The following is a 24,071-nucleotide window of genomic DNA, read 5'->3' on the forward strand; positions in this document are numbered from 1 at the left end:
GCATGTTTCCTTGGTTCGGTTGGGTCAGGGTCTGCACCATCAGCCGTGTTTCATCGGTTTCGGCGTGATCTGGGTTTTGGGGTCGTTGGTCTTGGTCGTATCCGGCAACTCGCCGGTCCATTCCCAGGCCTGGGTTCCGGGCGGGTTTTCGTACCAGCCGGGATCTGAGTAATCGCCCGCGGAGATGCCTTCGCGGACCTTCACCACGGAGAACATGCCGCCCATCTCGATGGGGCCGTGCGGACCCCAACCCGTCATCATGGGGACGGTGTTCTCGGGGATTTCCATTTCCATCGCGCCCATATCGGCCATGCCGGCGGTGCCCATCGGCATATATTCCGGCCGCACCTTGCGGATTTTTTCGGCAACGCTCTTCTTGTCGACGCCGATGAAGGTCGGGACATCATGTCCCATCGCATTCATCGTATGGTGCGACTTGTGGCAATGGATCGCCCAGTCGCCGACATATTTGGCGTCGAATTCATAGGCCCGCATCGCACCCACGGGAATATCGATGCTCACCTCCGGCCAGCGCGCCTCGGGTCGCACCCAGCCGCCATCCGTGCAGGTCACCTCGAAATCGTAACCGTGCATGTGGATCGGATGGTTGGTCATGGTCAGGTTGCCGACCCTGACACGCACCCGGTCGTCCTTGGAAACCACCAGCGGATCGATGCCCGGAAACACCCGGCTGTTCCATGACCACAGATTGAAGTCGGTCATGGTCATGATCTTCGGCACATAGGAGCCGGGATCGATGTCGAAGGCATTGATGAGGAAGACGAAATCGCGATCGACAGGCATGAAGGCCGGATCCTTCGGATGGATCACGAAGAAGCCCATCATGCCCATCGCCATCTGCACCATCTCGTCCGAATGCGGGTGGTACATGAAGGTGCCGGACTTCACGAGGTCGAACTCGTAGACGAAGGTCTTTCCGACAGGGATATGCGGCTGCGACAACCCGCCGACGCCGTCCATGCCTGACGGCAGGATCATGCCGTGCCAGTGGATCGTCGTATGTTCCGGCAGCCTGTTGGTGACGAAAATGCGCACCCGGTCGCCTTCGACGGCCTCGATGGTCGGGCCGGGTGACTGGCCGTTATAACCCCACAGCCGCGCGGTCATGCCCTCCGCCATCTCCCTCTCCACCGGCTCGGCGACAAGGTGGAACTCCTTGACGCCGTTGTTCATCCGGAAGGGCAGGGTCCAGCCATTGAGGGTGACGACGGGGTTGTAGTCGGGACCGGTGGTGGGCTTGACCGGGGCCTGGGTCGCAGCCGTTTCCATCACTGCCGCTTCCGGCAGGCTGGTGTTGGATGTTTTCGCCCAGGCCGCCGAGGAGACCATTGCGGCGCCGACACCCAGAAAGTTTCTTCTATTGAACATGGTGGTTCTCCTTTCTCAATGTCCGCCACCGCCGCCGCCAGCGGCGGCAACCTCGGTCTCCGCGCCTGCCGCAGCACCCGCGCCACCGCCGTAAATGGCGGGTGCGAGGCCGGCTTCGGCGAGCCAGAAGTCGCGTTTGGCGTTGATGGCGAGCAGGTTGGAATTGACCTTTTCCCGACTGTCGGCCAGAAGCTCGAAGGTGTTGGTGATCATGCCGTTATAGGTCAGCAGCGACTGCTCCTCGATCTTTGTTCGCAGCGGCACCACGCTGTTGCGGTAGTGCCGGGCGATGTCATAGTTCGAGCGATAGGCCTGATAGGCGGAGCGGGCTTCGGAGCGGATATTGACCGCCTTTTCCGCCAGCAGGTTTGCCGCGCGCATATAGGCGAGTTCGGATTCCCGCATACGCGCCTGCCCGGAATCGAAGATCGGAATGACGAATTCCAACTCGGCATTGCCGGTCGTCTGTTTGTGTTTTTCGCCGTCTTCCAGCTCGCGTTCGGTCTCGAAGCCGGAACGGATTTCGAGATCGGTCACGTATCGGGTGGCCTCGGTGAGCTTGAACGACCGGGCGGTCGCCTCCAGATCGAGCCTCGCCATCTGCAGATCCACGCGGCGTTGCAGCGCTTCGGCCTCGATCATCTCGCGCTTGGTGAGAGCCTTCGGAAGCGGGGGCAGGCGGTTGGGAATGGTGTATTCGATATCCGCTCCCCACAGCCCCATCAGCCGGGTCAGCTCCTCCTTGGCAAGGCGGGCCTCAAGCCGCGCCCTGGCGATCTGGCCCGTCAGCTCGGCATAAAAGACCTGCTCGCGGGCCTGGCCCTCCTTGTTGAGCGAGCCCGCCTCGCCAAGCTTTTGGGCAAGTTCCGAGGCGGCATCCGCCGCGGTCTGCGCCTGCGCCAGCTGGCCGACATTTTCCCATGCCGCCACCGCGGTGATCCAGGCGCGGCGGGTGTCGGCCGCCAGTTGCAGCGTCTTCAGCGCGGCGCCAAGCTGCGCCTTGCGGAAGCCGGTATCGGCGATCTCGACATTTTTCTTGAGGGTCGCCAGCGCCAGAATATTGGTGACCACGACGCCCTCGATCGCCTGATAGGCCCTGAGCCCCGGGGTGCCGATCCCCGTCAGCCCTATGCCGACCCTGGGATTGACCAGCATGGTCGATTGCCATGCGGTGGCGGCGGATTCGCCGAGATCGGCATAGGCCGCCTGAAGGCCCTTGTTGTTCAGCAGTGCAACCTGCACCGCCGTCTCGACATCAAGACTTTTGCCGGCCGTCATCAGCGATTTGACGCGGGCCTGTGTCGCCTGCGCTTCGGCCCGGTTCTGCACCCAGACCGCCTGTTTTCCTGTCGCCTCGGACGTTCTGGACGAAACATTGGCAAAGCCGGCGTCCCGCGCCGCATATTGGGCGGCCGTGACGCAGCCGCCGAGAAAAACCGGCAGGCAGAGGGCGGATGCGAGTTTGAGGGGGCGTAGTGTCATGATGCATCTCCTTTCGGAGCCTGCGCATCGTTCTGGTTACGCCAGGGTTTCGGATCGGCCGGCATGCGGGCTGTGTAACCCGAGACCGGGGTCTGGTAGCGGAGGGGAGCGACGCCAAGCGCCGGGTTTGCCGCGTCGTCATAGGAGGCGGCGTCGTTCATCAGGGATGTGGCTGTGCAGCCGCCCAGAAAGAGGGGCGCCGCGACCACAATATAAATTGGGTTCATGGGTATTTTCCGAACAGGAGATGCAACGGCGCGACGGCGCTAAAGCCGCTCGCGCACGGTCATTGCCCAAAGGCGGGCTCGGCCTGTTCAGATATTAGGCGGACGGTGAAGCAGCGGGGTCTGGCCCAGCGCCTTGCTGTCATCGAGGAAGGAGCGGATGCCGCTGACAACGGGCGTGCCATTGACATCGTGGCCGATCAGGACCGCCATGCTGAGACAGAAGTCGCTGCAACATTGCGGTTTGGCCGGCTTTTCGGCGCCGCCGTCCTCATCGGCCATGTCGTGGTGATCGTGACTGCCGGAGGTCATGGCCGAACCGCCATGATCCATCATCGCGCCTTGATTCATCATGGCGGATTGATCGCGCTGCATTCTCCCCGTTTCGGGACCATGCATTGCGGCATTGACAGTGGAAACGCTGTAGCCCGCCAGTGACAGTATCATCACCAGTCTAAACAACAGGGCCAGCAATTTCGATGCTCGCAACATCTCACGCATGTCCGGTAGAAAAGCGGCAGTCCGGTGATTTGTCAATGGATATCCCCCATAACCATTGACGAAAACCGTCGTGCCGCGTGACCTGTGGCTTGTCCGCAGCTCATGCGAAATCGATGAAGGCCTCGTCGAGAATGAGCAGTTTGCGTGCCTGCGTGCGGGCGTATTCCTCGTAAAAGCCCTGCGAAATCCACAGTGCGGAGCGGCCGCGCCGCCCGCTCCAGCCAATGCCGCCGATCAGTTCGGCCGCCGCGAGCTTGCGGCCGACATGGATGCGCGACAGGGAGAGCGCCGCCGCCAGCTGCGTTACCGTCTGCACGTCGGTCACACGTCTTCCGTGTTCGGGTGGCCTTTCCCAGTCGATTCCGGCAATAAGCCGATCCATCAGCAGTCCGCCGCCGTCGAACCAGTTGAAGATGATGGAGAGCGGGCCGGGGCAACGCACCTCCGGATGGGAGAGAAATGCCTGCGACACCCGGGGGTGAATATGTGGAAGCATTATTTCTGACCGCGCCATGAAACGCGATGCCCTGAAACCTTCGTCGAGCAGATCCAGCGCCTGGAAATGCACGTCGTACCATTGCACGAGCATCGCGAGCGCCGGCGGTGAAGGCGCCACACCGGCGATACGCCCGTCATGGGATGGGCTTGCCGGTCGTGTCAGCCCGCGCTTCAGCGCTTCTTTGAAAAAAGCATAAGCGACGCTATGGCTGGCGAGGCCGTGCCGCAGCGCCAGATGGCCGAAATCTTCCCGTGTCAGGGCGAGCTCATCTTCTCCGGTCTCGCGGGCGGTCGATTTCTGGAAATAGAGCGCCAGAAGCGCGTGGCAAAGAAGTCGGCCCTGACGCGTCGCAAAAAGCGCGGTCATTTCGGGTGAGCCCTCATAAAGGGCGATGAAACTTCCGGCCAGCAGGCGCAGCGCCGCCGCGAAGGAATCTTTCTGAATCATCGTCTCTATTTCGCCGGGGGCTGGCGCACGGCCATCGGCTGTGGCGGCCGGCAATCGGGAAATCGCAAAGTCGAAAAAATTGGTCATGGGCCGCGCTCCGATATGGAATGGTCTACGGCCTTACAGGAGCTGAAATGGTGCGTCTTCTCATTGCGCGCAGAGGCGGAATTTTAAGCCGGCGGCATATTCACGATGCGGGCTTCGCGCGGGGTCATGCCATAGGTGCCGGCGAAAACCCTGTAGAAGGTGGCGAGACTGTCGAAACCGCAGCCATAGGCGATGTCCGTGACCGGCAAAGCGGGAAATGCCACCAGCAACCTTTTGGCTTCCTCGATCCGCATGGAAGACAATGTCCGGGAAAACGACAGTTCCGCGCCTTCGAAAACGACGTGCAATTGCCGCAGCGAAATGCCGAGCTCCCGCGCAACCGCGGCGGGTGTGAGGTTCTGGCGGGATTTTTTCCGCATCATGATGTCCTGGGCGGCATAACAGAACCCGGTCCTGAGCGCGGCGCGCACTTCCGGCATGGTGGCCGAAAGCCGCCCGCGCGCCGTCATGGCAAGCCTGGCGATATGCGCCACATCGCGCGCGGGATCGATGAGCCTGCCTTGATCGGCGTTCAGCGCATTAAAGAGGGCGCGGAACGGCAGGGAGAAACTATTATTCTCCGCATAACGCGTCGCAAACAGGTCGTCGGTGGCCTGGCCGAGCATGACCTCGTAGTCCACAGGGATTTTCAGCATCCGATAGTGAAATTCCGCCTCGTTGCCGGGTATGGCGTCGTAGGGCAGGTCCGAGTAGTTGATGGTGATGTCGCCGCCGCTGACGGAATGAACCCGGTCCCTGCCGGCATGCAGAAGCCCCGACCCCTTGACCTGCAGGCCGATGCAGAGGCTCTCGCCGGCAATGCGGGCAATATCGGCTTCGGTGCGGTTGACCCGGTAAGAGGAAGCGCGCATCTCGCTGACAACGGCGCCGGCAAGGGCGCGCGCCTGAAACGAACCCCTGAAGCTGTGGCGGCGATCCCGGGCAAGCTCGATCGTCACGCCGAACAGGCTTTTGCCGCGCACCTCGCGCCATTGGTCGAAGCGGTGCTCGGGCAGGAAATCATCGGTTGCGAAACGGATGATGGTGCTCGTGGTATATCCTCCCCGACGATCCCGGCGGTCTATTTTTCCGTTGCGCGAAACCGAAGATGCACAAGCGGGTAGGGTCGTCCCTGTCCGTCGAGATCGGAACGCCCCGTCGGTTCGAAGCCCAGCCGGCGATAAAAGCCCATTGCGCCGGCATTCTGTTCGTTGACATCGGTGGTCAGCGCGGGATGGAGCACAAGCGCTCTCTGGACCAGCGCCTTGCCGATGCCTTTGCCATGCTGATCCGGATCGATGAAAAGCGCCTCCATGTGCCCTTCGTGCAGAAACATGAAGCCGAGCGGACGATCCGAACCATCGACCGCCAGCGTCAGCGGCGCCTGCGGCAGGAAAACCTTGACCTCCTCCCCGATCGCGGCGCGATCCGCCGGCAGGAGAAAATCATGGGTGGCGTCGACTGCCCTGCTCCATATGTCGAGGATGCGGGAAGCGTCGCGGCTTTCTGAGGGACGAAGAGTGATCATGTCCCCACCCATAGCAAGTGCGGAGTTTTCGCGCCATGGGGGCGGGGGCCGATCTTTTCCGCGGGCATCTGCCTGTCCGGTGAATTTCGGCATTGAAACCAGGCAATTACGATCCCGCACGTGCCGCCGATCCTGCACGCGGGAAACTTTTCTGGAAAAAGTGCTTGCAAAATGCATTGCGAAAAAAATAGATAAAAATAAGTTCTATCTATTTATTTTGAGGGAAGGTCACCGAATGGACCACATCGCTACACAAATCGAAAGGAATCCGCGCCCGATTCCAGCAAAGGAAATGGGTATATCGCTCGAAGACGCAAAAATTATCTATAATTTACCGTTTAATGATCTTCTCTTCCGCGCCCAGCAGGTGCATCGCCGCCACTTCGATCCCAATGCCATTCAGATGAGCCGGCTTTTATCCATCAAGACCGGCGGCTGCCCCGAGGATTGTGGCTATTGCAGCCAGTCGGCGCGAAACCCGACCGGCCTGAAAGCCTCCAGGCTGATGGAGGTGGAGCGGGTACTGGCCGAAGCGCGAAAGGCGAAGGAAGGTGGGGCGACGCGCTACTGCATGGGTGCTGCCTGGCGCAACCCCAAGGAACGCGACATGGAGGCGGTGGTGGCCATGGTCGAGGGCGTGAAGGCCCTCGGCATGGAAACCTGCATGACGCTCGGCATGCTGACGCCCGAACAGTCCGAACGGCTGGCCGATGCCGGGCTGGACTATTACAATCATAATGTCGATACATCCGAGCGGTTCTATTCGCAGATCATCACCACCCGTACCTTCGAGGACCGGCTGGAAACGCTTGCCAATGTCCGCGATGCCGGTATCAAGGTCTGCGCCGGCGGCATTCTCGGCATGGGAGAAACGGTCGAAGACCGGATTTCGATGCTGGTGACGCTCGCCAATCTGCCGGTTCCGCCGGAAAGCGTGCCGATCAACATGCTGATCCCGATCCCCGGTTCCAAGCTTGCCAATGCCGATCCCGTCGATCCCATCGATTTTGTCCGCACCATCGCGGTTGCGCGTATCCTGATGCCGCATTCGCACGTGCGGCTTTCGGCAGGGCGTACCGAGATGAGCGATGAAACACAGGCGCTCTGTTTTCTGGCCGGCGCCAATTCCGTCTTCATCGGCGAGACCTTGCTGACGGCTGACAACCCGGGTGAGGACCACGATACCGCGCTCTTCCGCCGGCTGGGTCTGAAGCCGATGGAACTGCCGTCCCAGGAGCCGGGAGGGTGCCGGTGAACGTTGCGGCGCTCTCCCCCTATGAGGCGAAGCTTGCCGGCCTGCGGCGCAAATCGCGGCTGCGGGCGCTCGCTCCCCGGGAGGGGATCGATTTCACCTCCAACGACTATCTCGGGCTTGCAGACGCTCCCCGGCTGAAGGCGGCGATAGCCGACGCCATCGGAAGAGGTGTGCCGGTGGGCGCCGGCGGCTCGCGGCTTTTGCGCGGCAACCACCCCGAACATGAGGCGCTGGAAGCGGAGGCGGCAGCCTTCTTCGGGGCCGAAAAAGCGATCTATTTCGGCAACGGTTTTGCCGCCAATGTCGCGCTGTTCTCCACCCTGCCGCTGCGGGACGATCTTGTCCTTCACGATGCCCTTATCCATGCCAGCGTGCATGACGGCATTGCGGCCGGCAAGGCGAAGGCGGTCGCGGTGCCGCATAATCGGGTTGAGGCATTCGAGGCGGAAATCATCCGCTGGCGGCAGGCGGGCGGCGGAGGCCGGCCGTGGATCGCAGTCGAGAGCCTTTACTCCATGGATGGAGATTGTGCGCCGCTTGTGGCCCTGGCCGATCTTGCCGCAAGACATGGCGGCTTTCTCGTCGTTGACGAGGCCCATGCTACCGGCGTGTTCGGGCCCGGCGGGCGCGGCCTTGCTGCGGTGCTGGAGGGCCGGGGCAATGTGGTGGCACTACACACCTGCGGCAAGGCGCTCGGTCTTTCCGGCGCACTTTTGAGCCTGCCGGCGGCTCTTGCCGACTATCTCGTCAACCGTGCCCGGGGTTTCATCTATTCGACCGCGCCTTCGCCGCTGGTGGCGGCGGCGGTGCGCGAAGCCCTGCGCATCGTCGCCGACGAACCCTCACGGCGCGCGCGGCTGGCGGAACTGGTAAATTTTGCCGGCGAGGAGCTTCGCTCACGGCTCGGCATCGCGCCGAGCGGCTCGCAGATACTGCCGGTGACGATCGGCGACAATGCCCGCTCGCTTAAGGTCGCCGCGCGTCTGCGTCACGGCGGTTTCGACGTACGGGCGATCCGCCCGCCGACGGTGCCGGAAGGCACGGCGCGCCTGCGCATCGCCATCACCCTCAATGTGGATGAAAGCCATATCGCCGATATGGTCGGGCTGCTCGCCCTTTCACTGGAAGAGGAGCGGGCATGAGTCCGTGTTTCGTCATCTCCGGCACCGATACCGGCATTGGCAAGACGGTGTTTGCCGCCGCGCTGACGCACGCCCTGCAGGCCTGTTACTGGAAACCCGTGCAATCCGGGCTGGAGGAAGAAACCGACAGCGAAACGGTGGAGCGGTTGGGCAATGTGCCGCGCGCGCGCATCCTGCCGGAGGCCTATCGCCTGAAAATGCCGGCCTCGCCGCATCTTTCGGCCCGTCTCGACAATGTCACGATCGATCCCGCGCTTTTGCAGCCGCCAAAAACGGATAAAGCTCTGGTCATCGAGGGGGCGGGTGGGCTGCTGGTGCCGCTGACGGACAGGTTGCTGTTTGCCGATATCTTTGCCCGCTGGCGGGTTCCGCTGATCCTGTGCGCCAGAACAACGCTCGGCACCATCAACCACACGCTGCTGTCGCTCGAAGCGCTGCGGCGGCGCGCCATTCCGGTGCATGGCGTGGCCTTCATCGGCGACGAGAACCGGGAAAATCAGCGTGTCATCGCCGATATTGGTGCGGTTCATCCGCTCGGCCGGCTGCCGCACCTGCCGGAGATGACGGCCAAGGCGCTGCATCAGGCATTTGCCGAAAACTTCAACCTCGCTGATTTTCTGGAGACGCCGGCATGAGCCGTTCCCCCGTCTGGCACCCTTTTACCCAGCATGGGCTGGAACCGCCGATGAAACGCATCGTTGCGGCGGAAGGCGCCTTTCTGATCGATGAGGACGGTAACCGGCTGTTCGATGCCATTTCATCTTGGTGGGTCACCACCCATGGTCACCGCCATCCGGCTATCATGGCGGCCATCCGTGCCGCGACCGAGGCCTTCGACCAGATCATCTTCGCCGAATTTTCCCATGAGCCTGCCGAAACCCTGGCCAGAGGGCTGATCGAGCTCGCTCCCGCCGGGCTGAGCCATGTATTTTATTCCGACAGCGGCTCGACTGCCGTGGAAGTGGCGCTGAAAATGGCGCTCGGCTATTTCCATAACCGTGGAGAAAAGCGCGACCGTATCGTGGTGATGGAGCATGGCTATCACGGGGATACGATAGGCGCCATGTCGACCGGCGAACGCGGTGTGTTCAACGCCGCTTACGAACCGCTGCTTTTTGGCGTCGACCGGCTGGCTTTTCCCGAAGCGGGCGGCGAGCAGCGCACATTGGACATGTTCGAGAGCTTCTGCCGTTCTGGCCGCGTCGCCGCGCTGCTGCTCGAACCGCTGGTGCTCGGGGCCGGCGGCATGAAGATTTACGGCGCCGATGTGCTGGCCGGGCTGAAACAGATCGCCGAACGCCACGGCTGCCTCGTCATTGCCGATGAGGTCATGACCGGCTGGGGCCGAACGGGAACGCTCTTCGCCTGCGAACAGGCGAGGATTTCGCCGGATATTCTCTGCACCTCCAAGGGCCTGACCGGCGGTTCCCTGCCGCTGGCGGCGACGCTGTGCAGCGCCGAGATTTTTGACGCGCATTATTCGACGGATCGCCGCAGGACCTTTTTCCATTCGAGTTCCTATACGGCCAATCCGATCGCCTGCGCCGCCGCCGTCGCCAATATCAGGCTCTGGCGGGATGAACCCGTGCTTGCGCGCATCGGTCAACTGGAGCAGATGCTGTGCGACAATCTGCGTCGATTTGCGGATGACCGGCGTTTCGTCGACATCCGGCAGGCGGGCACGATTGCGGCGCTCGATCTCGTGGTGCCGGCCAGCGGTTATCTCGCCGAGGCGGGACCGCATATGCGGCAACTGTTCCGTGAGCGCGGCTTCATCATCCGCCCGCTCGGCAACGTGCTTTATCTGATGCCGCCCTATTGTTCGACGGCGGAAGAGCTGACGCGCGCCTTTGACGCCATCGACGAGGTGGCCGGGATCGTCACCGGAACGACGCCGATAAAATCACGCACGGCCGGGGCCGTGTGAAAGCAGGGAACGGCCATCTCTCCATATTGTGAAAGTCCTGACGATGCAGACACGTTCTTCCCGCATGGCCGGTTTTGGCCATGCCGTTCCGGCGCGCTGCGTCGGCAATGCGGAGATAGAGGCCAATCTCGGGCTGGAAGCCGGCTGGATCGAGCGGCGGACCGGCATCCGCACGCGTTACTGGGCGCAAGGGGGCGATACGCTGAGCGGCCTTGCCGAAAAAGCCGGCCGGATGGCGCTGGAGGCTGCAAAAATCGATTCCGATGACATCGGGCTCACGCTGCTCGCCACCTCCACGCCGGACCATCTGCTGCCGCCTTCCGCGCCGCTGCTTGCGCACAGGCTGGGCCTGGCGCGATCCGGCGCGATCGATCTCGCCGGGGCCTGTTCCGGCTTTCTTTATGCACTCACTCTTGCGGATGGTTTCGTGCGCGCGCATGGCCGCGCCGTGCTTGTCGTTGCCGCCAATATTCTGAGCCGCCGCATCAATCCGGCGGAAAGGGCAAGTGCGATCCTCTTCGCCGATGCCGCCGGCGCGGTCGTGCTAAGGCCCTGCCGGGAGGGGCGAGGCGGCCTGCTGTCCGCCGATCTCGTTGCCGATGGCAGCGGCTACGATCTCATCCAGATAGCAGCGGGCGGCAGCAGTCAGCCTTTTGCCGCCGACACCCCTGCCGAAGATGCGTTGATGACGATGCGCGACGGCCGCGAGGTCTTTTCCCGCGCCGTGGCGCTGATGACCGGGACCTCGCAACGGGTGCTGCGTGATGCGGGTATGGCGGCGGCCGATATCGACCGTTTCATACCCCATCAGGCCAATGACCGCATGTTCGACGCCGTCTGCGGCAATCTCGGCATCACCAGGCAAAAGACCGTCCGCACCATAGAAACCTTCGGCAATTCCTCCGCCGCGACCATTCCGCTTTCGCTTTCCATCGCCAATGCCGCGCGGCCCTTCGCGGAGGGGGAGGTCCTGCTTTTGACGGCCGCCGGCGCGGGCATGACGGGCGGGTCCGTCATCTGCCGCGTCTGAGCGCTTGTCGCCGCGAAATTGACGCAGGGGGCCGTTTTTCCTCGAAGTGCTCTAGCGCCAGAACACAAGCGCCATGCCGACAACGACGAGTGCGGCTCCCACCCATGCCCCGAATGCAGGCCGCTCCCCGGTTTTCAGCCAGAGCAGCGGCAGGATGATGACCGGTGTGGTGGCCGACAGCGTCGAGACGATGCCGACCTTGCCGCCAGAAAGCGCAAACAGCAGCAGCGTCATGCCGAAGCCAAGCGCGATAATGCCGGTCAGCGCTGTCTGGGCGAAGATGCTGCCCGTCAATGGTCCCTTCGGCTTGACCGCCTTGATGGGCAGCATGGTCAATGCCGTGAGGCAAAGCGCGGCGACGCCCACCCGCAGCATGGACGCGGCGACAGGATCGACGCCTGTCGCCATGACCGGTCTGGCGATCAGCGAGCCGACGGCCTGGCTCAGCGCCGCCAGAAGGCCGACGACTATGCCGAGCCAGAGCGATCCCCTCACCCTTTCCCATTCGTGCAGCTGCGCCTTGCGCTTGCCGAAGAGGATCGCCAGCAGAACGCCTGCGAGGGTGAGGCCTATGCCGGCGACCGCTATTGCGGAAAGCCGTTCGCCAAGGATCGCCCAGCCAAGCACGGCGGCGATGGGAGCGTTGAGCGCAAACAGGATTCCCGAGCGGCGCGGTCCCAGGCGATTGAGACAGGTGAACAGGAGTGTGTCGCCAACGAAGATGCCGATGAAGCCGGACAGGAGAAGGGACCACAGCGCCTCCGGCTGCAATTCCCGCCATGTTCCCGAGGCGAGAACATAAAGACCCAGCACCGAGGCGACGAAAAGCTGCCTCGTCCTGTTGAAGGCCAGCGCCCCAAGATGCCCCGCCGGACGAGCGGAAAGAAGCCCCGTCATCGCCCAGCAGGTGGCTGCACCCACAGCGGCCAGCTCATAAATTACCATCGTGTCCCCGTTCCTTCCCGGCCTGCCCTGTCCCCTCGCCAGCACTAGGCGTATTTGCGCGCCCATCGCAGGTTCTGGGTCTGTCCGCCGTAACCATAGGCGTCGCCATCCACGGCGTGAACCAGCACATAGCTTGCTTCGTGCGCGGGGCCAACCAGCCTGTTCATCCCGTCATAGACACGCCGCACCCACTCGGTCGTCTCCTCCTTGATGTTGGTATGATCCGTGATCGAAACCTCGACATAAAATGTCCCGAGTTTCTGATCGGCGACACTTGTTCCGGCAATGATCCAGTCTGCGGGATCGGCGCTTTCGACGAGAACAGCGGTCACAGCCGGATCTTTGTGCAGAACCTCTGCGGTGAGCCGAGACAGGAGAGCTGCGACCTCCAGTTTTGGGTCGGGGCCATTCTGAGGTCTGGTGTAGCGGGCTTTGATCATGGGCATGGTGTTGATCTCCTTGTTGCCGAAAACCAACTTGCGCAAATTCAGTCATAGTGAGAAGATGGATATAACTATTCCATTCATAGTGATTTTATATGATTGATCTTGAAAGCGTTCGCCTTTTCATTCTCGCCGTCGAACTCGGCAGCCTGACGAAGGCGGCGGAGGCGGCAGGAACCGTGCAGCCGGTTGTCAGCCAGAAGCTCAAGATGCTTGAGCAGCGTCTTGGCAGGCGGTTGATCGACCGCTCGCCACGCCATCTACGGCTGACCGAGGACGGACAGGTGTTCCTTCCCAAGGCGCGAGAGCTGCTTGCCAAGCACGAGGAAGCGCTGACCTTCAGCGACGAACCGCCGCTGCATTTTGCCCTGGCAGCCAGCGATCACGCGATCGGCAACCGCCTCTCGGCGGCGATAAGAGCGATGCGCGCCTCGCTGCCGGCCAATGCGGTCATCGACGTGACGATCGGTTTTTCCCGTTACGTGAGGGAAAGTTTCGCGTCGGGACTGGCCGATGCCGCCATCATCCGCCGCAACGGCGGCGGGACCGATGGTGAAGTGCTGCGCACCGACCGGCTGGCATGGCGAGCGGCCCCGGATTGGCGGCCACGTGCCAAAAGCGCCATTCCGCTGGTATCCTTGGGGCCGGGATGTGGCGTACGGGACATTGCGATCTCGGAGCTCGGAAGGGCTGGCATAGGCTGGCGCGACGCCTTCACCGCCGGAAGCTGCGCAGCGCTCCATGAAGGCGTCCTTGCCGGCGCAGGCGTCGCAGCTCTCGGCGACATCAGTGCCCGGGGCCTGCCCGACAGGAGCGCTGAATTCGGTCTGCCACCCTTGCCGCCATCCGATATCGTTCTTTTGTCCCGGGCGCGAACACCGGCCCATGCATCGGCAATCAGGGCCCTGGTCGCGGCCGTCGCCGGTTCCGGTGACTAGGGCGCAGGATGCCGAAACGAGGTTTGGTCCGGCCAAAAGGAAATATAGGTGCGAAACGTTACCGGCGCTACATCGCGCCAAGCAAACCAATGCCGAACGGCTTTGTCGAATCCTTCAACTGTCCATGCGCGACGAGCCTTTGAACGAGAGCCTGTTCCTCGATCTTGGTCATGCCCGCAGCGCCATCACTGAATAGGCAGATGGCTACAGCCATTTCTGGCTGGACATCGCTCGTTTCCACCGGTTGCTCACACCATGTCATTTTGGCGCATTCAAAAACTACGGAAGCTCTAGTCGCAGCCGGATGAAAGTTCGGTGGCAGATCACCATCAAAGTCGATCATGGGTTCAAGGACAAAACTCCGGCTTTAGAATTCCCTGCCGAGTCTTGCGTCAATCGAATGGCGGTTGCCGCCTCGGATGGTAAAGAACAGCATTATGGCAGCCCATAGAATTGATTTTTCCGCCCCCATGTAACCTTCCGCCCGGACAATCCAGTGAAAAAATGCCGTAACAAGTAAAACGAACATTGCAGCGAATGCGGCTGGACGTGTCAGGAGGCCGATTGCGATCAACATGCCACCAAAGAACTCAGTTACAGCTAGAGCTGGAGACCACAGAACACCGGGATAAAAACCAAGTCTTTCTACCAGTCCGATATCGCCAAAAGGATCTATGATCTTGTGCCAACCGTGCGTAACAAGCGCAAGACCTGCGATGACACGCAATATGGTTTCTACGGGATGGTATAGAAAGCTGTAGTATTTTTGCATTGGTCGAACGATTAGGGGGCGCTTGAATTCGGTGTCCGCGGATACCATTCGATTATCTCCTCAGGGGCCTAACCACAGGCATCACAAAATCTTGGTAACGGTCAACTCAACTCAATTTGAGGTTGATCTGAGACCTGAATGGCGCCCCATTTGCAATGAGGTTAGAACAGCCTCCGATCTTACTGGAGGCCTTTTATCGATCAAGGCGATCTGCTGTGAGTTGGCATATCGTAGAAAGAGGTCGGAAGGTTCCGCGCACTGATGAGATGGCGCTCAAATATGAGAGGTTTCGGCAACCGTCAGCCGAAGCTTTGGCCGTAGCGCATCGACTTGACGAAACTGCCTTTGAGCAACGAATGCAAGCCGTCAGGCGAACGGCTGACGCTGATCCGGATATATGAGGATTTGGTGAACTCGGCTACGACGTCGTCCGGCGCTAGGCCCGAACTCGGTCGACTTACCGCGGCCAAACCGGTTTCATGCCTTCTTTCTGACTGCCTGCTCCGGTTTGGCGCTATCCGCGTCATCCGCGAAGCAGGACAGGCAGAAGCGACGCAATTCCTCGCTGCGTCGTGTGGCGCGCAGATAGGTGGACCGGGCAAGTACGACGTCATAAGTGAGGTCTAGCCCCGCTATGTCGCGTACGGCAAGTTGCTTGCCTTCATAGCTCATGTCGCCGGGCGGGTGGTGCAATAACACGGCATAGCCAAAGCCGTGGCCGACCAGCGAGCGCACGAGTTCGATGCTCGGTGCGCTCAGACCCGGTTTTTGCGGTACGCCCAGCACCTCGAAAATGCGCCTTGTGTTGCTCAGCGCCGGCTCCACATCGAATTGCACCAGTGGGTCGCGCGCCATGATCGCCAGATCGATTTCGGCCTGCGTTGCAAGCGAATGCTCTGCGGGAAGCACGATGCGCGGGCGTACCTGATAAAGCGGATCGCAAGCGGTGGCTGGCGAGAGGTTGAAGTCATAGACGAGGCCGAAATCGAGGTGGCCTTCGCCAAGCCGCTGGCTGATTTCTTCGCCCGAACCATAGAATACATCGAGTTCCACGGATGGATGGTGGGTGCGGAAGGCGCCGATAAGCGCGGGCATGACGAAGGGCGCCAGCGTCATGTAACAGCCGATCGAAACGCGCCCGGCCAGTGTTCCGCCGCGGTTTTCCGCTGCGGCCTGCAACTCCGCCGCCGCCGCCATCAGGGCGCGGGCATGAGCGATCAGTTCGCGCCCGTTGCGCGTCAGGGAGACGCCATGCGCCCGCCGCCTGACAAGCAGGCGAACCGCCATCTGTTTCTCCAGCTCGTCCAGCGCTTCCGTTAATGCGCCTTGAGAGATGGATAGCCTGCCTGCCGCTTCGCTGATGGTGCGCGCCTCGGCTACGGCGAGAAAATAACGGATCTGGCGAAGCGAAAAGCGGGGCTGGTCCATCGGCTGGTTTCTTAAATCGGAGTTTCCGAAGAATAACACGGAAATATCTGTTTTACAAATGAATGACCGATGTGGAAAGTCTTTCCGGGTTCTTGAGGAGGAACCCGAGGAGACGAACCGCAAGAGTTCATGGGAGGAACCGATGACCGTACAATCCGTAACGGTGGGCGAGGAAATACAGCTTGCCGACCTGTTTGCAGACCCCTATCCGACATATGCCAGGCTGCGGGAGAAACAGCCCGTATGCTTCGTGCCTGCCGCCAACCGCTATCTGGTGACGCGACACGCGGACATCGTGCAGCTTGAGCGTGATCCGGAAACGTTCAGCGCCAATGAGGCGCAATCGCTGATGAAGCGGGTGATGGGCCACACGATGCTGCGCAAGGATGGCGCCGTTCACAAGCGCGAGCGGGTGGCCTGCGAGGCGGCCCTGCGTCCCAACGTGATCCGCGGTCACTGGATGCCGGTGTTCCAGACCATCGTCGATGACCTCGTGGATCGCATGATCGAGCAGGGAGAGGCAGCCGATCTGTTCGACAGTTTCGCCGCGCCTTGTGCATCGCGCGCTTTGGCGGCGTTGCTGGGCCTGACCAATGTGCCATGGGAAAATCTCGCCATCTGGTCCCAGGCGATGATGGATGGAACCGGTAACTACGGAAATGATGCGGAAATCTGGCGGCGAAGCGACGAAGCCGCCGCAGGCGTCGACGCCGCGCTCGATGAAATGATCCCGTACCTTCAGAAGAACCCCGACAACTCCATCATCTCCGCCATGTTGCACGCGGCCGACCCGCTGAACCGCGAAGAGATCCCCGCCAACGTCAAGGTCATCATCGGCGGCGGGTTGAACGAACCGCGCGATGCCATCGGCACCGCCGTTGCTGCTCTTCTGGAAAACCCTGACCAGCGGGCGCAGGTGGAGGCCGACCCAGCTCTCTGGCGCAATGTGTTCGAGGAAACGGTGCGCTGGGTGTCCCCCATCGGCATGTATCCACGTCAAACGACAAAAAAGGTGGAGTTGGGCGGAACGGTTCTGGAGGAAGGCGCGCGGATCGGCGTGGTTCTCGCTTCCGGCAATCGTGACGACTCCGTCTTTTCCGATGCCCAGAAGTTCGACATCAACCGCGAAAAGAAACCACATGTCGCCTTCGGTGGCGGGCCGCATTTCTGTCTGGGCACATGGGCGGCCCGCGTGCAGGTGGGTGAAGTCGCGTTGCCGACCTTGTTCCGCCGCCTCAAGGACTTGAGGCCCGGTGAAGGACCGGTGACCTGGGCGGGCTGGGTTTTCCGTGGGCCGACATCCGTTCCGGTTCAGTGGACGAGCTGAGGGAGGTGTAATCATGACAACGATCCTTTTCCGTCAGCCGGACGGTTCCGAGCGGCTGATCGAGGCCGAGGCCGGAACCTCCGTCATGCAGGCCGCCATCCTGAACGGGGTTGAAGGTATTGTGGGCGAATGCGGCGGGTCCGCCATGTGCGCAACCTGCCATGTTCACCTCGAGGAGGGCGGCGATACGCTCGATGCTGCAAGCGATACCGAAAGCGAGATGCTGGACTGCACGGCAAGCCCGCGCGATGCCTGCAGCCGCCTGAGCTGCCAGCTTTTCGCCGGGCAGGCAGATCGTATCACGGTGCGTATTCCGGAACGGCAGGTGTAACCATGGGGCTGGATCGCATTGTCATCATCGGCGCGGGACAGGCCGGGTTGCAGGCTGCCGTCTCGCTGCGCGAGGCGGGGCATGATGGTTCCATCGTGCTTGTGGGCGATGAGCCGGGGTTACCCTATCAACGCCCACCACTTTCCAAGGCATTCCTGCTCGGCAGGATTCCCGCCTCCGGCCTCGATCTGCGCGGGCCGGATTTCCTGGCCACCCAGCGCATAGAGTTCGTGGAAAACGACGCTGCGTGCTCCATCGACCGGGCCGCACAAACCGTCCATCTGGCTTCGGGGCGGCGGCTGGCCTATGATCACCTGGTGCTGGCAACGGGCGCGCGGCGGCGTGAACTTGCCGTGTCCGGCTCCGATCTGCCGGGCATTCATTATCTGCGTACCCGCGCCGATGCTGAAAATCTGAAGCAGAGGCTGGAGGGAGCGCGTCGTGCACTTGTCATCGGCGCCGGGTTCATAGGGCTTGAGTTCGCGGCTGTCGCCGCTGATCGCGGGCTTTCCTGCACAGTGGTCGAGGCAGCGCCGACACTGCTGGCACGGGCTGTATCCCGCACAACGGCCGGTCACATCCGCCAAACGCATGAGGCGCGGGGAACGCGTTTCCTCTTCGGGCGGGGTGTCGACCGCTTCGAGGCAACGGCTGACGGTCGCGTCGCCGGTGCGGTCACATCCACCGGCGAGACGCTGGCGGCCGATCTCGTTGTGGTCGGCATCGGCGTTATCGCCAATGACGGACTTGCCAGCGCGGCCGGGCTGGTCGTGGATGGCGGCGTTACGGTGGACGCCCGTTTGCGCACCTCGGACCCGGCCATATCCGCGATCGGCGATTGTGTCGTCGTTCCGCATCCGCAAGCGGAGCGGCCGCTTCGCATTGAAAGCGTGCAGAATGCTATCGATCAGGGACGCCATCTGGCGCGGATACTGACCGGGGGTGAGGAACCCTATGCGGCCTTGCCGTGGTTCTGGAGTGATCAGGGAGCGATAAAGCTGCAAATCGCTGGATTGATCGGCGGGCACGACCGCACCGTGCTGCGTGGCGACCCGGCAAGCGGCCGGTTTTCGGTATTCTGTTATCGCGGTGAAAGGCTGCTCGGCGTGGAAAGTATCAACCGTCCGGCCGATCATATGGCGGCTCGCCGCTTCGTTGGCACGCCGTGGGCGCCCGCTGCCGAACGTGCATCAGACGAGAATTTCGACCTTAAGCTTCTGTCCGTCGCGGCGTGAGAGATTTCTATAAGGCATTGTATTAAAAACATAAAACCACGAAATGACGCTCTGTCGTTCGCGATTTTTCTTTTTGCGTTCACGAATCTGGCAATCCGCAAACCAGCCGTTGATTTAATAAAATGAACATGTTAAATAATTTTTGCGTCTGGGAGGACGTGCGGGATCTGAGGAGATTCCGCAAGGGGATCTAAATAAGGGAGAAGTTCATGCGTCGTCTTACGCATGTCGGTTTTATCGGCGTTCTCGCATCCACCGTATTCATGGCATCGCAGGCCTTCGCCGAAATCAAGGTGGGTGCCATTCTTTCGCTGACGGGCCCCGCCGCCTCGCTAGGCATTCCGGTCAAGAACACCATCGATATTCTGCCGCGCAAGGTCGCCGGCGAGGATGTGCGATATATCGTTCTTGATGACGCCAGCGACCCGTCCGCTGCGGTGCGCGCCGCCAAGAAGCTGATCGAAGAAGAGAAGGTCGACATCATCTTCGGACCGTCCGTCACGCCGACCTCGCTTGCGGTCGTTGAAGTCGTCGGCCCTGGTAAAACGGCGATGGTTTCGGCTGCCGGTTCCGCTGTCATCGCCCGCCCGGTCGAAGGCAACAAGCAGTGGGTGTTCAAGACCGCGCCTGAAGAGCCGGCAATGGCCGCCCGCGTTTACGGCCAGATGGACAAGGACGGCGACAAGACCGTTGGCTTCATCGGTTTCAACGATGCTTTCGGCGACAGCTTCATCGGCGCATTCAAAAAGGTTGCGGATACGCGTGGCATCACGGTCGTCGCCGACGAGCGCTACAATTCGAAGGACACTTCCGTCACCGCACAGGTGTTGAGCGTGATTTCCGCCGCGCCTGATGCCGTGGTGATCGGCGCATCCGGCACGCCGGGCGTTTCGCCGGTGCTCGAACTGCGCAACCAGGGTTATGACGGCGCGATTTACATCAATCAAGGCATGGCCAACCCCGATGTTCTGCGCGTCGGCAAGGATGGCCTGAACGGCGTCATGCTTGCCGTGCCGCCCGTTCTCGTGGCTGAGCAGCTGGCGGACAACGATCCGGTCAAACCTGTGGCCCTGAACTACATCAAGGCCTACGAAGGCAAGTATGGTGCCGGTTCGCGCTCGCTTTTCGGAGCAACCATCTGGGATGCCTATCTCATTCTCGAAAACGCGATTCCGCGCGCGCTTCCGGCTGGCAAGCCCGGCACGGAAGCATTCCGTACCGCGTTGCGCGACGCCTATCAGACCACGCCGGAGCTGGTCGGCACCCAGGCCATTTTCAACCTGAGCCCGACCAATCATAACGGAACCGACGAGCGGGCCGAGGTTCTGGTGAAGATCGAGAACGGCAAGTGGGTTTACGTTCAGCAGAACTGACTTCCTGTCGCTGAGAACCGGGCTGCATCCGTGGCCCGGCGGGATGCCTGACGCCGGCGGCCTTGACAGTCGCCGGAACGGCAGGGCGTGTCTTCCTTTTCCAACGGGTCCAACAGATGAACAGCAATATCGCAGTTCTGCTTGCGCAGGATGCCTTGATCAACGGGGCGATCTACGCCCTGCTGGCGCTGACGCTGGTCATGGTCTTTTCCGTGACGCGCGTTATGCTCATACCGCAAGGGGAGGTGGTTTCCCTGACCGCGCTCAGCCTTGCCGCCATCGAAACCGGCGTCGTGCCAGGCACCGTCTGGCTGCTCTGTGTGGGCGGCGCGCTGGCGGCGATCATGGAACTCTACACTTGGTTCCGTGAGCGTGATCGCCGGGCCTTGCGCGCCGCATGCTTTTACGTTGCCTATCCGCTCGCGGTCACCGCACTGGCTTGGGTTACGGTGCCGCTTGCCTCCAGCGCATGGTATCGAATGTTCCTGACGCTTCTGATCGTCGTGCCATTGGGGCTGATGATCTACCGCGTTGCTTTCCGGCCATTGGCCCATGCTTCGGTGCTGGTATTGCTGATTGTCGCCATGGCGATCCATTTCGTCCTGCTGGGCTTCGGCCTCATTGCCTTCGGCGCGGAAGGCGTGCGCACCGCACCGATCTTTTCCGGTGTCATTCGCTTCGCGGGTTTTCCGATCAAGGCGCAGGCTATTTTCGTCGTGCTGGTCGCTGCCGCGCTGATTGTCGTCATGGCGGTTTTCTTTGGGCGAACACTGATCGGCAAGGCGCTGCGGGCAACGGCGTTCAACCGCACGGGTGCGCGCCTCGTCGGTATTCGCACGGAAAGCTCCGGCACGCTCGCCTTCTTTCTGGCGGGTTTGATCGGCGCGATTTCCGGCCTGCTGATCGCTCCGATGACGACGATCTATTTCGATACCGGCTTCCTGATCGGTCTCAAGGGGTTCATCGCCGCCATCGTGGGCGGACTTGCGTCCTATCCGCTGGCCGCGGGCAGCGCCCTGCTGATCGGCCTGATCGAATCCTATTCGTCTTTCTGGGCCAGCGCCTTCAAGGATGTCATTGTTTTTGCACTCATCATTCCCGTCTTGCTGTGGCGTAATTACGGTGCCGCACATGCTGAGGAGGACGACGAATGAACCCCCGTTACCTTTCTCTCATTCCCGTTGCGCTTGCGGTTGTCGCTCCGCTCGTGCTGCCAGCCTATTACATCACGCTGATGAACTTCATCGGTCTGGCGGCGATTGTCGTCATCGGTCTGGTGCTTTTGACCGGCATTGGCGGTTTGACCTCGTTCGGTCAGGCGGCATTCGTCGGGGTAGGCGCCTACACCACCGCCTGGCTTACCGCCAATCTCGGCCTTTCGCCGTGGTTGACCATCTTTGCGGCTATCGTCGCAACTGCATTTTCCGGCTGGCTGATCGGTCTTCTGACGCTGAAGCTTTCCGGCCATTATCTGCCGCTCTCGACGATTGCATGGAGCCTCAGCCTGTTCTTCCTCGTCGGTAACATCGCGGCGCTTGGCGGTCATGACGGCATTTCCGGCCTGCCGGGTATTGCGATCTTCGGTCATCCGCTTTCCGGCGCCGCCTATACCTGGTTGATCTGGCTTTTCGTGGCCGGCGCGTTCATTTCCGTGCGTAATCTGCTTGATAGCCGTAACGGCAGGGCGGTGCGTTCGCTGCGCGGCCGCGTCGTCATGCTGGAAGCATTCGGTGTTGACACCGCCGGGCTGAAAACGCTGATCTTCGTCCATGCCGCCGTGCTTGCCGGTATTTCCGGCTGGCTTTACGCGCATCTCGTGCAGTTCGTGAATGCGACGCCTTTCGGCTTGAATAGCGGTATCGAATACCTGTTCATGGCGGTTATCGGCGGTGCTTCCAGCCTGTGGGGCGGTATTCTCGGCTCGGCCATCTTCATTCTTATCCGCGATGGCCTTCAGGACATCGTTCCGGGCCTGATCGGCACATCCGGTGCGGCCGAAGGCATTGTTTTCGGCGTGCTGATGGTGCTCATCCTGCAAAGAGCGAGCGGCGGACTGACGCCTTATATCGCCAGATTGCTGCCGGAAGCACCGCCGCGCGTGGTGAAGGAAGATGCCTCGCCGCTGCCATCCCGGCCGAAACCGGTCACCGGATCGTCAATTCTCAAGGTGGATGGTCTGGTCAAGTGCTTCGGCGGCCTGACGGCGGTGAATGGCGTGGGCTTTGATCTGACAGCAGGGCACATTCTCGGCGTTATCGGCCCGAATGGCGCTGGAAAGTCTACCCTGTTTAATCTCCTGACCGGCGTTCTGAAACCGAATGAAGGCTCTATCGAACTTTCCGGTGAGCGCATGGAAAACCGTCCGCAAGCGGCTTTTGCCAGGCTCGGCGTTGCACGCACCTTCCAGCACGTCATGCTGCGCGGGGATATGAGCGTACTGGAAAACGTAGCCGTCGGCGCGCATCTACGAGGACGTCGCGGCGTGTTTTCAGCCATTCTCGGGCTTGATCGCGATGAAGAGGCGGCGATTTTCGCCAATGCCAAGCGTCAACTTGAAAGGGTTGGTCTTGGCGAGTTCCTACACCTGCCCGCAGGAAGCCTTGCGCTCGGCCAGCAGCGTATTCTTGAAATCGCCCGGGCGCTTGCTGCCGATCCTGTGGTGTTGCTGCTGGATGAGCCTGCTGCCGGTCTGCGTTATCATGAAAAGCAGAAGCTGGACGAAGTGCTGCGACAGCTTCGCGCCGAGGGCATGACGATCCTTATCGTCGAACACGACATGGAATTCGTCATGAACCTTGTCGATCGCCTTGTGGTGGTGGATTTCGGGCAGAAGATCGCTGAAGGACTGCCCGAAGAGATACAGGAAAACAGCCGCGTGCAGCAGGCCTATCTGGGAGTGGACGCATGACCGCCCTGCTCGAAGTCAAGAACCTCTCCACCGGTTATGGCAAGGCTGAGGTTATTCCGGGCCTGGGCCTTCAGGTGAAGGCCGGCTCCATCGTCACCGTCATTGGCCCCAACGGAGCCGGCAAGACAACGCTGCTCAACGCCATCATGGGGCTGCAACCCGCCAAGGGGACAATTACTCTCGGCGGGCGGGATATTTCCGCGACACCGGTAGAGGATCGGCTTGGAGCGGGGCTTTGCCTCGTGGCCGAAAAACGTGAGCTTTTCGGCCAGATGAGTGTGGCTGACAATCTGGTTCTCGGAGGGTACAGCCGCCGCAAGGTGCGGGACGGTAGCCGCGAGCGTGATCTGGAGGAGGCGTACAAGCAGTTTCCGCGTCTTCTGGAGCGCAAGCATCAGGTGGCAAATACGCTTTCGGGCGGTGAGCGGCAGATGCTGGCGATTGCACGTGCGCTGATGTCACGGCCGAAGCTCCTGATGCTGGACGAGCCAAGCCTTGGTCTTGCGCCTCTCATCGTCAAGGAGGTGCTCGAAAAGGTCCGCCAATTGCGGGAAACAGGCGTTTCCATTCTGATCGTCGAACAGAATGCCCGCGCGGCGCTCCAGATCGCCGATTATGGTTATGTTCTGGAATCCGGAACGGTCGCCATGGAGGGCCCTGCTGCCGATCTGGCGGATGACAGGCACATTGTCGAAACCTATCTGGGTGTGAAAAAGCACTGAGATCGTGTTCCATGAAGCAAGAAGCCCGCGCCCTCGAAAGGCGCGGGCTTTTTGTTTGCCCAATCTTGTATTTAACATGTTTATTATTTTGTTTGGATTAACGCGGTATGGCGGCAGGCGTCCACTGGCAGCCCGAGT

Annotated in this window: 25 protein-coding genes; 13 read left to right on the forward strand and 12 right to left on the reverse strand. The window is 61.3% G+C overall.

Annotated elements, in window-relative coordinates; all coding sequences use genetic code 11:
• Positions 1 to 39: 39 nt before the first annotated feature.
• The 7 genes from N5D22_RS15735 to N5D22_RS15765 form a co-directional block, all read right to left on the reverse strand.
• The gene (locus N5D22_RS15735; RefSeq protein WP_279656942.1) at positions 40 to 1,389 is read right to left on the reverse strand and encodes a copper oxidase; all 1,350 of its coding nucleotides are present in this window, start codon (positions 1,387 to 1,389) and stop codon (positions 40 to 42) included.
• A gap of 15 nt (positions 1,390 to 1,404) precedes the next feature.
• On the reverse strand, positions 1,405 to 2,871 hold the full coding sequence (locus N5D22_RS15740; protein WP_279656941.1) for a TolC family protein: 1,467 nt from the start codon (positions 2,869 to 2,871) through the stop codon (positions 1,405 to 1,407).
• Entirely contained in the window at positions 2,868 to 3,098 is a 231-nt protein-coding gene (locus N5D22_RS15745; RefSeq protein WP_279656940.1) for a hypothetical protein, read from the reverse strand. The genes N5D22_RS15740 and N5D22_RS15745 overlap by 4 nt, the downstream gene beginning before the upstream one ends.
• 87 nt (positions 3,099 to 3,185) lie before the next feature.
• Entirely contained in the window at positions 3,186 to 3,596 is a 411-nt protein-coding gene (locus N5D22_RS15750; protein WP_279656975.1) for a hypothetical protein, read from the reverse strand.
• A gap of 100 nt (positions 3,597 to 3,696) precedes the next feature.
• Entirely contained in the window at positions 3,697 to 4,629 is a 933-nt protein-coding gene (locus tag N5D22_RS15755; protein ID WP_279656939.1) for a hypothetical protein, read from the reverse strand.
• A gap of 83 nt (positions 4,630 to 4,712) precedes the next feature.
• On the reverse strand, positions 4,713 to 5,612 hold the full coding sequence (locus N5D22_RS15760; RefSeq protein WP_279656938.1) for an AraC family transcriptional regulator: 900 nt from the start codon (positions 5,610 to 5,612) through the stop codon (positions 4,713 to 4,715).
• Positions 5,613 to 5,710: 98 nt separating this feature from the next.
• Complete coding sequence (locus N5D22_RS15765; RefSeq protein WP_279656937.1) at positions 5,711 to 6,157, reverse strand: acetyltransferase; 447 nt, start codon at positions 6,155 to 6,157, stop codon at positions 5,711 to 5,713.
• Between the two features lie 235 nt (positions 6,158 to 6,392).
• Between N5D22_RS15765 and bioB the strand changes: the two genes are divergently transcribed.
• Genes bioB through N5D22_RS15790 form a run of 5 tightly spaced genes read left to right on the forward strand, consistent with a single transcriptional unit; the run spans position 6,393 to position 11,511 of the window.
• Positions 6,393 to 7,412 carry a biotin synthase BioB gene (gene bioB, locus N5D22_RS15770; RefSeq protein ID WP_279656936.1) on the forward strand — a complete coding sequence of 340 codons (1,020 nt, stop codon included), beginning with the start codon at positions 6,393 to 6,395 and terminating at the stop codon, positions 7,410 to 7,412.
• On the forward strand, positions 7,409 to 8,554 hold the full coding sequence (locus N5D22_RS15775) for an 8-amino-7-oxononanoate synthase (protein WP_279656935.1): 1,146 nt from the start codon (positions 7,409 to 7,411) through the stop codon (positions 8,552 to 8,554). Before bioB ends, N5D22_RS15775 begins: the two co-directional genes overlap by 4 nt.
• Positions 8,551 to 9,189, forward strand: coding sequence for a dethiobiotin synthase (bioD, locus tag N5D22_RS15780; RefSeq protein WP_279656934.1), 639 nt, complete (start codon positions 8,551 to 8,553; stop codon positions 9,187 to 9,189). Before N5D22_RS15775 ends, bioD begins: the two co-directional genes overlap by 4 nt.
• Entirely contained in the window at positions 9,186 to 10,481 is a 1,296-nt protein-coding gene (locus N5D22_RS15785) for an adenosylmethionine--8-amino-7-oxononanoate transaminase (RefSeq protein ID WP_279656933.1), read from the forward strand. The genes bioD and N5D22_RS15785 overlap by 4 nt, the downstream gene beginning before the upstream one ends.
• 43 nt (positions 10,482 to 10,524) lie before the next feature.
• Positions 10,525 to 11,511 (forward strand): beta-ketoacyl-ACP synthase III, encoded by a 987-nt coding sequence (locus N5D22_RS15790; RefSeq protein WP_279656932.1) that lies wholly within the window; start codon positions 10,525 to 10,527, stop codon positions 11,509 to 11,511.
• 51 nt (positions 11,512 to 11,562) lie between these two features.
• Here N5D22_RS15790 and N5D22_RS15795 read toward each other — a convergent pair whose 3' ends face one another.
• Complete coding sequence (locus N5D22_RS15795) at positions 11,563 to 12,456, reverse strand: DMT family transporter (RefSeq protein ID WP_279656931.1); 894 nt, start codon at positions 12,454 to 12,456, stop codon at positions 11,563 to 11,565.
• Positions 12,457 to 12,500: 44 nt separating this feature from the next.
• The gene (locus tag N5D22_RS15800) at positions 12,501 to 12,902 is read right to left on the reverse strand and encodes a 4-oxalocrotonate tautomerase family protein (RefSeq protein WP_279656930.1); all 402 of its coding nucleotides are present in this window, start codon (positions 12,900 to 12,902) and stop codon (positions 12,501 to 12,503) included.
• Between the two features lie 92 nt (positions 12,903 to 12,994).
• Here N5D22_RS15800 and N5D22_RS15805 point away from each other — a divergent pair, with 92 nt between their 5' ends.
• Positions 12,995 to 13,837: a LysR family transcriptional regulator gene (locus N5D22_RS15805; RefSeq protein ID WP_279656929.1), complete on the forward strand. Its 843-nt coding sequence runs from the start codon at positions 12,995 to 12,997 to the stop codon at positions 13,835 to 13,837.
• Positions 13,838 to 13,904: 67 nt separating this feature from the next.
• Here N5D22_RS15805 and N5D22_RS15810 read toward each other — a convergent pair whose 3' ends face one another.
• The 3 genes from N5D22_RS15810 to N5D22_RS15820 all read right to left on the reverse strand — a co-directional run bounded on the left by N5D22_RS15810 (position 13,905) and on the right by N5D22_RS15820 (position 16,037).
• On the reverse strand, positions 13,905 to 14,180 hold the full coding sequence (locus N5D22_RS15810) for a hypothetical protein (RefSeq protein WP_279656928.1): 276 nt from the start codon (positions 14,178 to 14,180) through the stop codon (positions 13,905 to 13,907).
• Positions 14,181 to 14,204: 24 nt separating this feature from the next.
• The gene (locus N5D22_RS15815; protein ID WP_279656974.1) at positions 14,205 to 14,609 is read right to left on the reverse strand and encodes a DoxX family protein; all 405 of its coding nucleotides are present in this window, start codon (positions 14,607 to 14,609) and stop codon (positions 14,205 to 14,207) included.
• 477 nt (positions 14,610 to 15,086) lie between these two features.
• Positions 15,087 to 16,037: a LysR substrate-binding domain-containing protein gene (locus tag N5D22_RS15820; protein ID WP_279656927.1), complete on the reverse strand. Its 951-nt coding sequence runs from the start codon at positions 16,035 to 16,037 to the stop codon at positions 15,087 to 15,089.
• A gap of 142 nt (positions 16,038 to 16,179) precedes the next feature.
• On the opposite strand from N5D22_RS15820, the gene N5D22_RS15825 reads away from it, so the two are divergent.
• The 7 genes from N5D22_RS15825 (at position 16,180) to N5D22_RS15855 (ending at position 23,933) form a co-directional block, all read left to right on the forward strand.
• Positions 16,180 to 17,364 carry a cytochrome P450 gene (locus N5D22_RS15825; protein ID WP_279656926.1) on the forward strand — a complete coding sequence of 395 codons (1,185 nt, stop codon included), beginning with the start codon at positions 16,180 to 16,182 and terminating at the stop codon, positions 17,362 to 17,364.
• A gap of 13 nt (positions 17,365 to 17,377) precedes the next feature.
• A complete protein-coding gene (locus N5D22_RS15830; protein ID WP_279656925.1) occupies positions 17,378 to 17,695 on the forward strand; it encodes a 2Fe-2S iron-sulfur cluster-binding protein in 318 nt (105 codons plus the stop codon).
• Between the two features lie 2 nt (positions 17,696 to 17,697).
• Entirely contained in the window at positions 17,698 to 18,930 is a 1,233-nt protein-coding gene (locus N5D22_RS15835; protein ID WP_279656924.1) for an FAD-dependent oxidoreductase, read from the forward strand.
• Positions 18,931 to 19,139: 209 nt separating this feature from the next.
• Positions 19,140 to 20,303, forward strand: coding sequence for an ABC transporter substrate-binding protein (locus N5D22_RS15840; RefSeq protein ID WP_279656923.1), 1,164 nt, complete (start codon positions 19,140 to 19,142; stop codon positions 20,301 to 20,303).
• Positions 20,304 to 20,419: 116 nt separating this feature from the next.
• Complete coding sequence (locus N5D22_RS15845) at positions 20,420 to 21,457, forward strand: branched-chain amino acid ABC transporter permease (protein ID WP_279656922.1); 1,038 nt, start codon at positions 20,420 to 20,422, stop codon at positions 21,455 to 21,457.
• On the forward strand, positions 21,454 to 23,211 hold the full coding sequence (locus tag N5D22_RS15850) for a branched-chain amino acid ABC transporter ATP-binding protein/permease (protein WP_279656921.1): 1,758 nt from the start codon (positions 21,454 to 21,456) through the stop codon (positions 23,209 to 23,211). Before N5D22_RS15845 ends, N5D22_RS15850 begins: the two co-directional genes overlap by 4 nt.
• On the forward strand, positions 23,208 to 23,933 hold the full coding sequence (locus tag N5D22_RS15855) for an ABC transporter ATP-binding protein (protein ID WP_279656920.1): 726 nt from the start codon (positions 23,208 to 23,210) through the stop codon (positions 23,931 to 23,933). The genes N5D22_RS15850 and N5D22_RS15855 overlap by 4 nt, the downstream gene beginning before the upstream one ends.
• The last annotated feature ends 138 nt before the right edge of the window (positions 23,934 to 24,071 follow it).

This window comes from Agrobacterium sp. GD03872, from assembly GCF_029840625.1.
Lineage (GTDB): Bacteria > Pseudomonadota > Alphaproteobacteria > Rhizobiales > Rhizobiaceae > Agrobacterium > Agrobacterium fabrum_A.